Source organism: Pseudomonas sp. PS01303 (assembly GCF_029959385.1).
Classification (GTDB): Bacteria; Pseudomonadota; Gammaproteobacteria; order Pseudomonadales; family Pseudomonadaceae; genus Aquipseudomonas; species Aquipseudomonas rustica.
Window position 1 is genome coordinate 14199 of sequence record NZ_JASCPK010000069.1, and the last position, 15739, is coordinate 29937.

The 15739-nt window shown below is 59.9% G+C and carries 16 protein-coding genes; 4 read left to right on the forward strand and 12 right to left on the reverse strand.

Going from position 1 to position 15739, the window contains the following annotated elements; translation table 11 throughout:
- Window positions 1–20 precede the first annotated feature (20 nt).
- Window positions 21–1121: a polyamine ABC transporter substrate-binding protein gene (locus QMX93_RS18305; RefSeq protein ID WP_282357564.1), complete on the forward strand. Its 1101-nt coding sequence runs from the start codon at window positions 21–23 to the stop codon at window positions 1119–1121.
- Window positions 1122–1161: 40 nt separating this feature from the next.
- Here QMX93_RS18305 and QMX93_RS18310 read toward each other — a convergent pair whose 3' ends face one another.
- Window positions 1162–2196, reverse strand: a complete 1035-nt coding sequence (locus tag QMX93_RS18310) for an alpha/beta hydrolase (protein WP_282357565.1) — start codon at window positions 2194–2196, stop codon at window positions 1162–1164.
- Entirely contained in the window at window positions 2196–2636 is a 441-nt protein-coding gene (locus QMX93_RS18315; RefSeq protein WP_282357566.1) for a TspO/MBR family protein, read from the reverse strand. Before QMX93_RS18315 ends, QMX93_RS18310 begins: the two co-directional genes overlap by 1 nt.
- A 161-nt stretch (window positions 2637–2797) precedes the next feature.
- Between QMX93_RS18315 and QMX93_RS18320 the strand changes: the two genes are divergently transcribed.
- On the forward strand, window positions 2798–2983 hold the full coding sequence (locus tag QMX93_RS18320) for a hypothetical protein (RefSeq protein ID WP_212546006.1): 186 nt from the start codon (window positions 2798–2800) through the stop codon (window positions 2981–2983).
- 27 nt (window positions 2984–3010) lie between these two features.
- Here the strand turns inward: QMX93_RS18320 and QMX93_RS18325 are convergent, their stop codons facing one another.
- From QMX93_RS18325 to QMX93_RS18365, 9 genes are all read right to left on the reverse strand, one after another.
- Window positions 3011–4870, reverse strand: a complete 1860-nt coding sequence (locus tag QMX93_RS18325; protein WP_282357567.1) for an ABC transporter ATP-binding protein — start codon at window positions 4868–4870, stop codon at window positions 3011–3013.
- Between the two features lie 140 nt (window positions 4871–5010).
- Entirely contained in the window at window positions 5011–5517 is a 507-nt protein-coding gene (msrA, locus tag QMX93_RS18330; protein ID WP_053119771.1) for a peptide-methionine (S)-S-oxide reductase MsrA, read from the reverse strand.
- A 106-nt stretch (window positions 5518–5623) separates the two neighbouring features.
- A complete protein-coding gene (gene chrA / locus QMX93_RS18335) occupies window positions 5624–6832 on the reverse strand; it encodes a chromate efflux transporter (RefSeq protein ID WP_282357568.1) in 1209 nt (402 codons plus the stop codon).
- A 110-nt stretch (window positions 6833–6942) separates the two neighbouring features.
- Complete coding sequence (locus QMX93_RS18340; protein ID WP_282357570.1) at window positions 6943–7797, reverse strand: NUDIX domain-containing protein; 855 nt, start codon at window positions 7795–7797, stop codon at window positions 6943–6945.
- Window positions 7798–7855: 58 nt separating this feature from the next.
- Window positions 7856–8374, reverse strand: a complete 519-nt coding sequence (locus QMX93_RS18345) for an AAA family ATPase (RefSeq protein ID WP_282357571.1) — start codon at window positions 8372–8374, stop codon at window positions 7856–7858.
- A gap of 10 nt (window positions 8375–8384) precedes the next feature.
- Window positions 8385–8930, reverse strand: a complete 546-nt coding sequence (locus QMX93_RS18350) for a GNAT family N-acetyltransferase (protein WP_053119779.1) — start codon at window positions 8928–8930, stop codon at window positions 8385–8387.
- Window positions 8931–8983: 53 nt separating this feature from the next.
- Window positions 8984–9457: an LEA type 2 family protein gene (locus tag QMX93_RS18355; RefSeq protein ID WP_212549407.1), complete on the reverse strand. Its 474-nt coding sequence runs from the start codon at window positions 9455–9457 to the stop codon at window positions 8984–8986.
- Between the two features lie 67 nt (window positions 9458–9524).
- Window positions 9525–10991: a nucleobase:cation symporter-2 family protein gene (locus tag QMX93_RS18360; RefSeq protein ID WP_053119783.1), complete on the reverse strand. Its 1467-nt coding sequence runs from the start codon at window positions 10989–10991 to the stop codon at window positions 9525–9527.
- 320 nt (window positions 10992–11311) lie between these two features.
- The gene (locus QMX93_RS18365) at window positions 11312–12205 is read right to left on the reverse strand and encodes a LysR family transcriptional regulator (protein WP_282357572.1); all 894 of its coding nucleotides are present in this window, start codon (window positions 12203–12205) and stop codon (window positions 11312–11314) included.
- Between the two features lie 99 nt (window positions 12206–12304).
- Between QMX93_RS18365 and QMX93_RS18370 the strand changes: the two genes are divergently transcribed.
- The gene (locus QMX93_RS18370; RefSeq protein ID WP_053120455.1) at window positions 12305–13396 is read left to right on the forward strand and encodes a polyamine ABC transporter substrate-binding protein; all 1092 of its coding nucleotides are present in this window, start codon (window positions 12305–12307) and stop codon (window positions 13394–13396) included.
- Window positions 13397–13421: 25 nt separating this feature from the next.
- Window positions 13422–14381: an agmatinase gene (gene speB, locus QMX93_RS18375; RefSeq protein ID WP_282357573.1), complete on the forward strand. Its 960-nt coding sequence runs from the start codon at window positions 13422–13424 to the stop codon at window positions 14379–14381.
- A 127-nt stretch (window positions 14382–14508) separates the two neighbouring features.
- On the opposite strand, the gene QMX93_RS18380 is transcribed toward speB, so the two are convergent.
- Complete coding sequence (locus QMX93_RS18380; protein WP_282357574.1) at window positions 14509–15561, reverse strand: aldo/keto reductase; 1053 nt, start codon at window positions 15559–15561, stop codon at window positions 14509–14511.
- Window positions 15562–15739: the final 178 nt, after the last annotated feature.

The window sequence follows — 15739 nt, forward strand, 5'->3', positions numbered from 1 at the left end:
CCGATTCCCCAGGAGCTCCTATGAAACTCAAGCGTTTGCTGCACCTTGGCGTGTTCACCGTTTGCGGCTTGGTGGCGGCCGTCAGTTCGGCGCAGGGCCCCACGGTGAACTTCTACAACTGGTACGACTTCATCGCGCCGGAAGCGCCAAAAGACTTCGAGAAAGAGACCGGCACACCGATGCTGCTTGACACCTTCGACAGCGCCGATGTCATGCAAAGCAAGTTGATGGTCGGCCGCAGCGGCTACGACGTCGCTGTGGTGACCAACAGCGCGTTGCCCAACCTGATCAAGGCCGGCGTCTTGAAGGAACTCGACAACAGTCAGTTGAGCAATCGCGCGAATCTTGATCCAGACATTCTCGCCAAGGTCGCGCAAAACGATCCCGGCAACCGCTACTCGATCCCGTATCTGTGGGGCACCACGGGGATTGGTTATGACGTCGATCAGGTGAAGAAAATCTTCGGTGACGAGACGCCAGCGGATTCCTGGGATCTGATCTTCAAGGAAGAAAACATCAAGAAGCTCAGCCAGTGCGGCGTGGCGATGCTCGACTCGCCGAGCGAGATCATCCCGATCACTTTGCACTACCTCGGCTTGCCGCCGGACAGCACCAACCCCGCCGACTACGAAAAAGCCGAAGCGCTGCTGCTGAAAATCCGCCCGTACATCACCTATTTCGACTCGTCACGCTTCATCACCGATCTGGCCAACGGCAACATCTGCGCGGTGGTTGCCTGGTCGGGCGGCGTGTACGACGCAAAAACCAGTGCCGAGCGGGCGAAGAATGGCCGACAACTGGCCTATCGCATTCCGCGCGAAGGCTCGTCGGTGTGGATTGAAAACCTCGTCCTGCTCAAAGACGCGCCGCATCCGGAGCAAGGCATGCAATTCATCAATTACATGCTGCGCCCTGAGGTCATTGCGAAAAGCACGAACTACCTGAGCTATCCGAATGGCAACAAAACGGCGCTGGCGTTCGTCAATGAGAACCTGCGGAACAATCCGGACATCTATCCGCCAGCCGCTATACTGGCGACGCTGTTTCCTTCGCAGCCATTGCCGCTGAAGATTGAACGGGTGCGTACGCGGGTGTGGAGCAAAGTTAAAAGCGGCACTTAAGGCTCGTCATGTGGTGAGGGAGCAGACGCCCTCACCACCGTTATTGTGTTGTCCTTTGAGTCGCGGGATGGTTGGCGATGCCCTCTACATCGGCGGCGCCATCCGCGATCCGCGCCGTAATCCACTCACGACTATACGCCAGCACACTCTGCGCAAACGGGGTCGGAAAGTGAATGAAACCGTGCGGCGAGGAAGGCAGCAGGTACACCTCGACCGGCGCCGATTTGATCCAGCGTTCAGCGATGTCGAGCGTGTCGTCACGCAGAGGATCCAGTTCACCGGCAAACAGCAACGCCGGCGGCATGCCGCTGAAATCGCCGTAGAGCGGTGAAAGTGGCGGCTGACGCCGTTGTTCATCGCTCATGTCCGGCGTCAGCATGCGCAGCGCTTCAACCATCCCCGGCCCGTCCAGCACCAGCGTATCTGCCCGCGCATTTCGCACACTCGGCGTTCCCGTCAGGTCATAAACGCCGTAGTACAACAGCGCCCCGCAGATTCGTTGCAGCAATGGCGGTGACTGTTTCAGTGCCAGCAAAGTCGCTGCCGCCAGATGACCGCCCGCCGATTCGCCGACGACGATAACCGGCAGGTCGGCAAACTCGTCCTCATTGAGCAACCAGCGTGCGGCGTTTAGACAGTCCTCGAGCAGGCCTTCAATCGGCGTCGACACGGCCAGACGATAATCGACCGACACCACCGCGACGTCGCAGGTGTTGACCATGGCGATGTTGAAGTTGTCGTTCATCTGCGCGTTGCCGATGACCCAACCGCCGCCATGAAAATCCAGCACCACACCTTTCGGCTGGCCTTTGGGGCGGATGATCCGAACCGGCACCGCGCCGCTGCCACTGCTAATCATTCTTCGCTCAGCCGTCAGGCCGTGCTGACGCAATTGCTTCGCGCCGCCACCCACCTGACTGACCCGCAACAACGCCTGAATCAGCCGCGGCGTGAATCGATTACGAATGCGAAAACGCGGCAACCAGGCGAGTTTTTTATTGAAGGCGCGCACCTCCGCCAACTCCCGCTCGCCCTGCGGCCACGGTGCTTTCCGCGTCGACCTGAACCCGCCCATCAACGGTTATTACGCAGAATGGAGAAATTCAGCGCCGCCGCCACGCACAACCACACGAGGTACGGAAACAGGATCAACCCAGTGATCACATCCAGCCGCAGCGCCATCACCACCATTACCGCCACCACCAGCCACAGCAGCACCAGAATCACCATCGCCGCGAACACCTGATGCGCGCCAAAGAACACCGGCGTCCACAGCGTATTCAACGCGATCTGCGCCGCCCACAACGCCAAAACCACCTGACTGCCAGGAATCAGCGTCAGGCGGTAACCGGCCCAGGCCAACAACAGATAAATCACCGTCCAGGCCAGCGGAAATGCCCAGTTGGGCGGGGTAAAGCGCGGTTTGTTCAGCGACGCATACCATTCGCCCGGTTTGAAAATCACGCCGGTGGTTGCCGCCGCCGCGCAGGCCAGAAGAAAAATGAACAGAGTCATCGCCAGTCCTTAGCTGTGAACAGCTGGTTGGGGGAGGAGGGCCGAGTTGGCCGTGTTAGAGAGAAGACGCCTGGCGTGGCGAAAAGTTTGGAATTGTCTGCGGTTCAAGCACTGGCGGGTCAGCTACGCTCAGCGCAGCAGCGAATTTTGGCGAGGATAAAATGGACTTCATCCTGGATTTGATAGCTCACCGCATCGGCGTGTTTGTGCTGAGATTGCTCAGCGGTGGCCGCTTCAAGGGCGAGAGTGGATTTGCCTGGGGCTGGGCGGTGGCGGTGGGTGGGGTGATTCTGTTCGCGCCGTTCGTGGCGTTTATCGCGTTGCTCATTCATTACAGTGGCCCGTAGCGTTTGTCGGCTACGGGCCATTCACGCTTAGTCCTGATCCATCGCCTCGGCAATCCCTTGATCCTCACCGAGGAACCCGCCGCTCTGATGGTGCCAAAGCCGCGCATAGATGCCGTTTTTGGCCAGCAGTTCGGTGTGGGTGCCTTGTTCGATGATGCGCCCGTCGTCCATGACGATCAGTCGATCCATCGCCGCAATGGTCGACAGTCGGTGGGCGATGGCGATGACGGTTTTGCCTTCCATCATTTTGTCGAGACTCTCCTGAATGGCCACTTCGACTTCCGAGTCCAGCGCGCTGGTGGCTTCGTCGAGGAGCAGGATCGGCGCGTTCTTGAGCATGACGCGGGCAATTGCCACGCGTTGACGCTGGCCGCCTGACAGCTTTATGCCGCGCTCACCGACCAAGGTGTCGTAACCGCTGTGGCCCTGGCGATCGCTCAGTTGACTGATGAATTCATCGGCCTGCGCGTTGGCGGCGGCAGTGCGCACTTGCGCATCGGTGGCATCGGGGCGGCCATAGGCGATGTTGTCGCGAATCGAGCGGTGCAGCAGGGACGTGTCCTGCGTGACCATGCCGATGGCGCTGCGCAGGCTGTCCTGGGTGATGTGCGCGATGTCTTGGCCGTCGATGCGGATCTGGCCTTTGTCGACATCATAGAAGCGCAGCAGCAAGTTGATCAGCGTGGATTTACCGGCGCCGGAGCGACCGACCAGACCGATTTTTTCGCCCGGACGAATGTTCAGGCTCAGGCCATCGAGCACTTGGCGTTCACCGTTGTAATTGAAGCTGACGTTGTCAAACGTGACCGCGCCGCCGGAGGTGACCAAACCCTTCGCGTCCTGCGCATCCTGCACTTTAGGGCTGCGCGTGAAGGTCGCCATGCCGTCCTGCACGGTGCCGATGCTTTCGAACAACGCGGTCATCTGCCACATGATCCAGTGCGACATGCCGTTGATGCGCAAGGCCATCGCGATGATCGCCGCCACGGCACCGGTGCCGATTTCGCCCAAATGCCACAACCACAGCGCATAGCCGCCGGCGCTCATGATCAGGCCGACGACCAATGCCTGGTTGACGATCTCGAACTGGCTGACCAGGCGCATCTGACGAAAACCGGTCTGTTTGAAATCTTCCATCGCCGCGCGCGCGAAGTGCGCTTCACGGTTGGAGTGGGAGAACAGTTTGACCGTGGTGATGTTGGTGTAGGCGTCGGAAATACGGCCGGTCATCGACGAGCGTGCATGTGCCTGTTCCTGACCGACTTTGCCCAGACGCGGGACGAAATAGACCATGGCCAGGCCAAACAACGCGATCCAGCCAACGAACGGCAGCATCAGTTTCAGCGCAAACCCGCCGGCCAGCGCGATGATCGCGATGAAATACACGCCGATGCCGGGAAGGATTTCGATCAGGGTGAACAGCACGTCACGCACCGCCAGCGCGGTCTGCATGACCTTGGTGGTGACCCGGCCGGAGAATTCATCGGAAAAGAACGAAAGGCTCTGACGCAGCATCAGCCGGTGGAAATCCCAACGCAGGCGCAGCGGCAAATTGATCGCCAGAATCTGGTGCTGCACCATCGTGCGCAGCGCGACCAGGCCGATGCTCGCCACCATGACGATGCCCATGCCCCACAACACGCGGGTTTCCTGTGCGCCGGCGTCGCCACCAGCCTTCCAGGTCGAGAGCAGATCGACGACCTGACCGAGGAACGAAAACAGCCAAGCTTCGTAGATCGACACTGCGGCACTGAGCAGCGCAAACAGCAGGATATAGCCGCGCGCGCCGCGAGTGCAGGCCCAAAGGAACCGCGCCAGACCTGCGGGTGGTGGCGGTACTTCGTCTGGCGGGAAGGGGTCGAGTCTTTTTTCAAAAGCGCGAAGCATGGTGGTTTCCGAAACGATAAAGATGAGGGCGATTTTGCCACTTTAAGACTGCATCGGGGTCGGAAGCCGTCATTTACCGATGACTGATTTCGACCCCGACGCAGTGTGGCGATTAACGGAGATGCCCGTTGCGCTAACCCTCAGGCGCGCTTTGGCAGTTTCCAGTTCGGCCGGATGAAGTGGCAGGTGTAGCCATTCGGGATACGTTCGAGGTAGTCCTGATGCTCAGGTTCCGCCTCCCAGAATGGCCCCGCCGGTTCGATTTCAGTAACGACGCGGCCCGGCCACAGTTTTGATGCGTCGACGTCGGCCGCGGTGTCTTCAGCAGTGTCGCGTTGTGCTTCGCTGAGGTAATAGATCGCCGAACGATAGCTCGGGCCGAGGTCGTTACCCTGACGGTTCGGCGTGCTCGGGTCGTGGATCTGGAAGAAAAATTCAAGAATCTGCCGATAGCTGATCACCGCCGGATCGAAGATGATCTCGATGGCTTCGGCGTGGTTGCCGTGATTGCGGTAAGTGGCGTTCGGCACGTCGCCGCCGGTGTAACCGACCCGCGTTTGCAACACGCCCGGATAACGCCGCAGCAGATCCTGCATGCCCCAGAAGCAGCCGCCGGCGAGAAGGGCAGTTTCGGTTTGAGTGGTCATGTCAGTGCTTCCTCTTGAGGGCATTGGTGTCTGGGTAGTTATGAGGGCGGGTTGGCGGATTCCAAGGAAAAAGGCACGGAATAGTTTTCCGTTCTTTCTACGGCGATCACAAAGTGGTGCTCATCAACCCGCCGACAACACCGCTGCCGATCACGACCAGCCACGCGGGAAGCCGCCAAAACATCAACGCGATCAGGGCTGCCAGCGCCAGTCCGAAGTCTTGAAGCGTGAAAATGGCGTTTGTCCAGACGGGGTCGTACAGCGCCGTCAACAGCAAGCCGACCACCGCCGCATTGATCCCGGCAAGCGCAGCCCGCGTGCGCACGCTGCGTCGCAAGCGCTCCCAAAAAGGCAAAACCCCTGCGATCAATAAAAAGGACGGGGCGAAGATCGCCAGCAAGCAAAGCAGTCCGCCTGTCCAGCCGGACGGTGCCTGGTTCATCGACGCTCCCAGAAACGCCGCGAATGTAAACAATGGGCCGGGAACCGCCTGAGCAGCACCATAACCGGCAAGAAAGGTTTCATTACTGACCCAGCCGGGCGGCACCACCTCGGCTTGCAGCAGCGGCAAAACCACGTGCCCGCCGCCGAATACCAGAGAGCCGGTACGGTAGAAGGCGTCGATCATTGCCACGCTTCTGTCAGCGGTCAGTCCGGCTAACAGTGGCAGGCCCAGCAGCAGTGCAAAAAATAGCGACAGCCAGATTGCGCCGGACTTGCGGCTGATCGGAATTGGCAGTGAATCGTGCGCATCGCTTGGCCCGGGTTTGCACAGCAACACACCGGCAAGTCCGGCAATGACGATCACGCTGACCTGTCCCCACGCAGACGGTTCAAGCAGGGCGCCACACGCAGCAATAACCATGAGAGCGATGCGCGTGAGATCAGTACAGAGGTTTTTCGCCATGCCCCAGACCGCTTGGGCAACGACCGCGACAGCGACCACTTTGAGGCCGTGAAGGGCGCCGGGCCCAAGCGCGTCGGCATAACGGGAAACACCCAAGGCGAACACAATCAGAAGAACGGCCGATGGCAACGTGAAGCCGGCCCACGCCGCCAGCGCTCCGCGATAGCCAGCGCGGGACATGCCCAACGCGATGCCCACCTGACTGCTGGCCGGTCCTGGCAGAAACTGGCAGAGCGCTACCAGATCGGCATAACTGCGTTCGCTCAGCCAGTGTCGTTTTGTGACGAACTCATGGTGGAAGTAACCCAAATGCGCGATGGGGCCCCCGAATGAGGTCAAGCCGAGGCGCAAGAAGATTACAAACACCGACCAGGCACTGCTGCGCGTTTCGTTAAAGGGTTGGGCCATTAATACGGTTACTCAGCAGGGTGCCCAGAGCTTTTTTCAAAGGTGTCTTCCTTGAGTGGAGCGTTTTCAGATGTTTTGAGGGTGAAGGGGCCAGCCGCGCCACCACAAACCTACTGTTTAGCAACCGGTATCTCGTCGAGGGCGCGATAAATCGGCAGCACCAGTTGCACAGCCAGTTCTTCGATCAGATCGGAGCTCCCGGAGGTAGCACCAAAAAGCAAAACCCCATCGCAGCGCTGCAACAGCGTCTTCGCATAGTCGCGATAAACCTCGCCACCGAACCCTGTCGACGCCACCAACGGAAAATGCCCGGCCTGCAGCAACTCGCTACCAGTGGCCAGCGCTACCCGATCATCTGAACCACACACCACAATCGTCCGTGCCAGCGACGTCGGCATCACTTGCTTGAGGTACTGCAAAAGCATGATGGTCTTGCCATCCATGATCCGCCCGTCATCAACCATCGCCAGTGCTTCGGCAAACGGCAACTCCAGTACCTCGATGTCTTCGCCTTCCTCGGCCAGACCACCGCCATCGCTGATGCGATCCTGCGGCTGATACTCACCGACAAAAAAATGCAGGCGTTCAGTCACCGAGCCGGGGCTCATGAACGCTTCGTAGACCTTGCGCACCGATTGCACGCGATAGCCGGTTTCTTCTTCGGCCTCAAGGCGCACGCGCTCTTCAGGGCTGGCGTCATCCAGCAAACCGGCAGCGGTTTCGATCAGGTAGCCGTCATGGCCATTGACGAACGTCGGGATGCGGAACTGGCGGATGAGAATGACGGTGCGCTTAGCCAAATTATAGAGACCGATCGTGGCGCCATTGCCGCGATCGTAGACCTCGCGGGTGAGCGCCTGCCAGCTGCCGTCACGGCGTTGCAGTTCGAAATCGATCTTCTTCAGGATGTACCAGTTGTCCGAGAGCAGATGCTGGGCGACGATGCGCACATTGCGGTGATTCATGAACAAGCAGCCTTGCTGGAAATTTATGAATTAATACCACACGTCTGCACGAACTTCGCTAATCGGGAGACACACCTTGCACAGCCCCGTTGAGCAAGATGAGTTCGACGGCTTGATCGATGCTCAGTTGCGCCGTATCAACCGTGAGCGGTGCTGGCGACCAGGGTTCATAGTCATGATCAAGCACCGATTGCCACGAGGGTGGGATCAACCCCGGAACATCTGACTGCCGCTGTTCAACGCGCCGACGGTGCTCTTGCGGGTCTGAGCAGATCACTTCGATATTCAGCAGCGCAGCGTCAGCACAGGCGGCAACATCGGCCCACGCTTGTCTGCTTTCAGCCACAGGATTGACGCAGTCGACGATGACAGTGTGACCCGGTCGAAGATTGCCCAGCGCCAGTTCAAGCGCAACAAAATAACCACTGCTGCCGACATCGCCTGCGAGAACATCGGCGTTACGGATAGCTTGTTCAATCGTATCAATCCTCAGGTACGTGGCTTTTAACCGCGTCGCGACAGATTTGGCGAGGGTCGTTTTGCCGGTGCCGGGCAAACCGCTGAACACAATAAGCATGGGGAGCTCCTCAGCGTTGACTCAGCCATTCTTCGCGGCTGATTTCCCAAAGATCCCGAGGCCAGCGGCCGCTGACGAAGTTACCTTCATCGCTGCCAATCAGGCGCATGCCGCTGCGTTCGGAGAGCCGGCGCGAGGCGATATTAGGCGCCGCTTTCGGCACCCGCAGGATCGGGCGATCAAGGGTTTCGAACCAATAATCGGTGACGGCGGCGCAGGCTTCGGTCATCAGGCCTTGACCGTGCCATGCCGGCGCGAGCCAGAGTCCACGGTTGTTGTCCTGCTCATCCATCAGGCTGATGTTGCCGATCAATTGTTCAGGTGCCGACTTCAGCCGCAGCGACCAATGCCACTCCTTGCCAGCGGCCATCGCCGGCAATGCAATGTCGCGCAGGTAGGTGAGGGCGCCGTCGGCGGGGTAGGGCCAAGGGACGAGGGCGTTCAGGTAACGCACCACTTCCCAGTGCGCAAATTGCTGCTGCACGGCATCAGCGTCGGCCAGTTCCAGCGGGCGCAGGATCAGCCGTTCGGTGTACAACGTCGGTATCTCTTCCATAGTCGTGCCGCCTCCTTGAGCATTTCCAATGAACGCCCAAGGCTAACCCATCTTTACCAGGTCGCGGCAGTGGCTTTCGGCAAACTCAGCTTGCCGCTGTCGACAAAACGCATGGTGCCGAACAAGCCGCCGGCGAGTTTGCCGCGCAGCACGTACGGCAGATTGTCGAGGGTTTGCGTCTGGCTGAGGCCGAGGGTTTGGCGCAGTACCGAGAACGCGGAAATGCTCACCGGCACGCTGACGATGGTTTCGGAAAAGCGCGGAATCGAGCCGCTCTGATCGCTCACGCCCGAGGCCAGTGAATGGCCGTTGACTTCCAGATCGAGGGCGATGCCGTTGTAGTCGATGGCGGTTTCGTTGGGGTTCTGCACGCGGATCTTGATCGCGAAGCGCACTTCCAGATCTTGGCTCGGCAACGGTTCGAGGCCGACCACGTTGATGTTCACCGGATCTCGGTTGGGAAACAGCGCGCAGGCACTGAGGGACAGCAACAGTAACGACAGAATGAGGGCGTGGACGCGGCGCATAAACGGTCTCTCAACAAAAAAGGGCTGAACCGTTGCCGGTGCAGCCCTTTCTGTTAAAGGCCGGACGTCAGCGGTTCAACTGTGCGACAGCCGCCGGTTGGCCAGGTTCAGCTTTGGATGGCATGTCCGGGTTTTCCATGACCTGAAGAATAGAAGCTTCCGGGTCGAAATCGTCTTCTTCCAGCTCGATGAATTCTTCCGGCAGGAAGACGTTCAGCACGATAGCGCACAACGCACCGACGGTGATTGGCGATTCGAAGATGTTGCGCAGCGCTTGCGGCAGCTCACGCAGCACCTCCGGCACAGCGGCGATGCCCAGGCCCATGCCAAGGGAAATCGCCACGATGAGCATGTTGCGACGGTGCAGGCCGGCTTCGGCGAGGATCTTGATCCCGGCCACCGCGACGGTGCCGAACATCACCAGCTCAGCGCCGCCGAGCACCGGTTTTGGCATCAATTGCAGCACCGCGCCGATCATCGGGAACAGCCCGAGCAGCACCAGCAGACCGGCGATGAAGAAGGCGACATAGCGGCTGGCGACGCCGGTGAGCTGGATCACGCCGTTGTTCTGCGCGAAGGTCACCATCGGCATGCTGTTGAACACCGCCGCCATGGCCGAGTTGAGGCCATCAGCGAGCAGGCCGGACTTGATCCGGCGGATGTACAACGGGCCTTTGACCGGTTGGCGCGAGATCATCGAGTTGGCGGTCAAGTCGCCTGCAGCTTCGAGCGGCGACACCAGGAAAATCACCGCGATCGGCACGAACGCGACCCAGTCGAAATTGAAACCGTACTTGAACGGCACCGGCACGCTGACCAGCGGCACTTCTGGCATCGAAGCGAAGTCGACGGTGCCCATCAGCCATGCAACGAAGTAACCGAGGGTCAGGCCGATAACGATCGCACCGAGGCGCAGGAACGGCACGTCAACGCGGTTCAACACGACGATGGTGCCGATCACCAGTGCGGCCAGAAACAGGTGGCTGGACGCGCCCAAGTCCGCCGCGCCGAAACCGCCGGCAATGTCGGTCATCGCCACTTTGATCAACGACAGGCCCATCAAGGTGATGATGGTGCCGGTGACCACCGGGGTGATCAGCATGCGCAATTTGCCAATGAATTGGCTGAGCGCGACCTCGATGAACGCGGCGAAGAAGCACACGCCGAAGATCGTCGAGAGGATTTCATCGGTGCCACCACCGCGCGCCTTGACCATGAAACCGGCACTGAGAATCACGCTGATAAACGAGAAACTGGTGCCTTGCAGACACAGCAATCCGGAACCGACCGGGCCGAAACGCTTGGCCTGGACAAACGTGCCGAGGCCGGAGACGAACAGCGCCATGCTGATCAGGTAGGGAATTTCGCTTTGCAGACCGAGGGCGCCGCCCATGATCAGCGTCGGCGTGATGATGCCGACGAAGCTCGCCAGCACGTGTTGCAGCGCGGCGAACACGGTGGCGGTGAGGTGCGGACGGTCGTTGAGACCGTAGATCAAGTCGTTGTTGCGCGGGGCTTTTTCAGAGGCGGTCATGGTGATTTATGCGCCGCGAGGCGGGGCCGGGTCAGAAAATGGAGGCGCAGGATGCCGCAAGAGCGCGGCGAGGGCAACGAGCAAAAATTGCCTGAAAGGTCAGGTTTTATTGGGCGTGGCGGCTTTTGCATATAACTTTGAACCTGACATTTATCTTGAGGTGACAGGATTCAACTGTGGCGAGGGGATTTATCCCCGATGGGGCGCGCAGCGGCCCTCGCTTTTTTTGCCAGTTGAAATGCAGGGGACTGCTGCGCAGTCCATCGGGGATAAATCCCCTCGCCACAGATAAATCCCCTCGCCACAGGTATTGCGTTGGCTTAGGTGAAAGCAGTGAGCAAGTCTTCTTCGAAGGCTTTCTGCGCATCCCCCGGTACCTGCGCCCGGTGCCGAGCCAGGTGAAAGGCCACATCGAAACTCAACTCACCTTCACGCACCGGTCGCAATAAACCCTTGTCCTGCAAACCCCGCGCATAGTGATCCGGCAAATACCCCACATGCTTGCCCGACAAAATAAATGCCAGCGTGCCCTCAACCTGCTCCGATCTGGCCGAACACACCTTGCCCTGAAACGGCTCGTCACTGCGCAGAAACCGGTATGGATGATCGACGCGGTCGCACGCCGCCAGCGCCGCATCGCTGGGCGCATCATCGGTGAACAGCGGATGCCCCGCCGCGCAGTACAAATGCTGGGTTTCGCTGAACAACTCGTGATAGTCGAACGCACTTTGCACCTGCGAAAAATAACCGATCGCCAGATCCAGCCGCTGCCGCAACAACAAGCGCTCCATCTCGCCGGGCATCGCACTGATCACTTCGATGCGCACCGATTCATCACGCTCGCGAAAGCGCCGAATCGCCTCGGCCACCCGTTGCAGTACCGATTGATCGACCGCTTCAGAAATGCCCAGCCGCACTTCACCAATCAAACGTCCGGCGACGCCGTTGGATTGATGGCGAAAGGTTTCAATGGATTCAAACAGCGTGCGCGCGGCGATCAGCAGTTGCTCGCCCTTGGGCGTCACGCCGAAACCACCCTTGCCACGGCTGCACAGACGATAGCCGAGGCGGGTTTCGAGCTTGGCCATTTGCTGGCTGATGCTCGACTGGCTGAGGCCCAACTCACCCTGCGCCGCACTGAAACCGCCGCACTCGACCACGCTGACAAACAGGCGCAACAGCTGCAAATCGACATCGTGGAGCTGACCGAGCATCACATTACTCCGCAATAAAGTCAGGATAACTATTCAGGTATTTTTCTAATGTATCCGACGGCGCACGCTGCAACCACTTCCCTCGGTCAGGTGTGCGTCATGGCTCCCATGTTCAAGCTGTGTTTCCCCGCGTTGCTGTTTACCGTTGTCAGCATGGCTCAAGCCGAGGACAAGACGCTCAACCTCTACAGTTGGGCCGATTACGTGCCGCCGCAGACGCTGCAACGCTTCGAGCAGGAAACTGGTATTCACGTGCGTTACGACACGTTCGATACCTCCGAAGTGCTCGAGACCAAACTGCTCACCGGTGGCAGCGGTTATGACGTGGTGGTGCCGTCGTCCAGCGTGCTGGCCCGTGGATTGGCCGCGGGGGCGCTGAAGGAAATTCCTCACGAAGGGCTCAAGGGATACGCCAACCTCGATGCGGATTTGTTGACGAAACTGGCGGCCGTCGACCCCGGCAATCGTTACGCCGTGCCGTACACCTGGGGCACGCTGGGGTTGGGCATGAACGTCGAAGCAGTGAAAAAACGCTTGCCGGACGTGCCGCTGAATAGCCTCGATCTACTGTTCAAACCGGAGTACGCCGCCAAGCTCAAAGACTGCGGCATCGCGATTCTTGATTCGCCGCAGGAAGTCATCGGCCTCGCGCTGCACTACCTTGGCAAAGATCCGTACAGCACCGACAAAACTGATCTGGCCGCCGCCGAAGCGCTGCTGCAAAAACTGCAACCGTCGGTGCTGTATGTCGCCACGGGTCGGCAGATCAGCGATCTGGCCAACGGCACGGTCTGTCTCGCGCTGACCTACAACGGTGACGCGAGCATGGCGGCGGATCAGGCGCACAAGGCCAACAAGCCGTTCGAAGTCGCTTACCGCATTCCCAAGGAGGGCACGTTGATCTGGCAAGACAACCTGGCCATCCCCAAGGACGCGCCACACCCTGAAGCTGCGCGGGCGTTCATCGAATTCATGCTGCGGCCTGACTCGGTCGCCGAGCTGACCAACACGCTGTTTTTTGCCACCGCCAACCAGGCTGCGACGCCGCTGGTGGATGAAGCGGTGCGCAACGATCCGGACATCTATCCGCCGGCCAATGTGCGCGAGCTGCTTTACGCCGACCGCAGCATGAGCCTCAAAGACATGCGTCAGCGCACGCGTCTGTGGACCACTTTCCGTAGCCACCAGTAACGACAAAAAAATAAGGAGCACCCCAATGGACGTGCCGATGCTCAACGACCAAGCCCTGACGCGCGACAGCCTGTATGGCACCTCTGCCGAAAGCACTTACGCCGGTATCACCAGTTTTATGCGCCGGCGTTACAGCCGTGACCTGCGCGGTGTTGATGTGGCGGTCAGCGGTGTGCCGTTCGACACCGCCACCAGCAACCGCCCGGGCGCACGTTTCGGGCCGCGCGGGATTCGTGCGGCGTCGACCGGAATTGCCTGGGAACGCCACTGGCCATGGACGTTCGACCCGTTCGATCATCTGGCAGTGGTCGATTACGGTGACTGCGATTTCGATTACGGCTCGCCGCACAGCATCCCGGAAAGCATCGAAGCGCATGCTGAGCATATTCTCGAATCCGGCGCGGCCATGCTGACCTTCGGCGGCGACCACTTCGTCAGCTATCCGCTGCTTAAAGCCCATGCGCGTAAGCACGGCACGCTGTCGCTGATCCACTTCGATGCGCACAGCGACACCTGGCCGGACGAGGAGGGCAAACGCGTCGATCACGGCACCATGTTCTGGCACGCCGCGAAGGAAGGTCTGGTGGACCCGGCGCGTTCGGTGCAGATCGGTTTGCGTACCACCAACGACGACACTCTGGGTTTTCAAGTGCTTGATGCGCGGCAAGTGCATCGGCGCGGTTGCGAGGCGATTGTCGAAGCGATCCGCGCAAGGGTGGGCGATAACCCGGTGTATTTGACGTTCGATATCGACTGCCTCGACCCGGCATTTGCGCCTGGCACAGGTACGCCGGTGTGCGGCGGTTTGAGCACGGTGCAGGCGCTGGAGATTCTTGGCGGTTTGCGCGGGATCAATCTGGTGGGCATGGACGTCGTCGAAGTGGCCCCGGCCTACGACCACGCCGAAGTCACTTCACTGGCCGCCGCCACATTGGCCATGGAAATGCTTTGCCTCTACGCCGCGAAGCACAAAGTCGACCTATAACCGCAATTGCCTGTGTGGGAGCAGAGCTTGCTCGCGAAAGCGGCATATCAGTCGATGCATGAGTTGACTGAACCACCGCCTTCGCGAGCAAGCTCTGCTCCTACAAGGGTGTGTCGCGTTGCGGGTGTCAGGCCACTGGAATGATTGGCCGATCCAGCGTCTCCGGCCCGGTGTAGCGGGGTGCTGAACTGGCAATCGTCTCGAACGGCACGCCCGCCGGCACGCTACTCACACCCTCCAGCCGCGCCAGTTGTTCATCGCTCAGTTGCACCGCAAGCGCACCCAACGTCGCATCCAGTTGTTCACGGGTACGCGAACCCAGAATCGGGATCAGCGCCGTGGTCGAGCGCTTGGCTTTTTCGCGCAGCCAGGCAATCGCGACGTGAGTGGGGCTAACGCCGACCTCACTGGCAACCGCAAGCAAGGTGTCGAGCAAAGCCGTTTCCCGCGCGCTTTTTTCCGCATGCACCAGCATGCCGAGTTTGGCCGCGCGGTTGTTGTCATCGTTGCCGCGATACTTGCCGGTGAGGAAGCCGCCGCCCAATGGCGACCAGAGAGTTGCGGCCAGTCCGAGGGCTTCGGCCATCGGCAGTAATTCCCGTTCGGCGGTGCGTTCGGCGAGGCTGTACTCGACTTGAATCGCAGCAATCGGCGCGAACCCGCGCACCTCTGCCAGCACGTCGGCGCGAGCGATGCGCCAGGCCGGGAAGTTCGACAAACCGGCGTAGTGAATCTTGCCGGCGCGCACCAGGTCGTCGAAGCCGCGCAGGATCTCCTCCATCGGCGTGACGCCATCGCTGATGTGCGCCCAGAACAGATCGATGTGATCGGTCTTCAAGCGCTTAAGGCTTTCTTCGACGGCACGCACCATGTTTTTGCGGCTGTTGCCGGTGTGGGAAATACCGGCCGCCGGCGTGGTGCCCATGCTGTATTTGGTGGCGATGACCAGTCGATCGCGTTCCGGGGCGATGAACTCACTGAGCATCGACTCCGATTGCCCACCCTGATAACCATTGGCGGTGTCGATGAAATTGCCGCCGGCCTCGAGGTAACCGTCGAAAATGCGTTTGGCTTCGTCGCGCTCTGCGCCATGCCCCCAACCGGTGCCGAAGTTGCCGGCGCCCAGCGCCAGTTCCGAAACGCGCAAGCCGGTTTTACGGCCAAAAACCTTGTAGTGCATGGCAATGCTCCCGATCCGATTCAGTAAGATTACGGTTGAAATATGGCGCCAATATGATGCTGGTAATATTCCACTGTCAAGACACACTCCGCTCAACGGTACCCTCGTATTTGTAGGAGCCGAGCTTGCTCGCGAAGGCGGTGGATCAGTCAATTCATGCGTCGACTGATACGCCGCC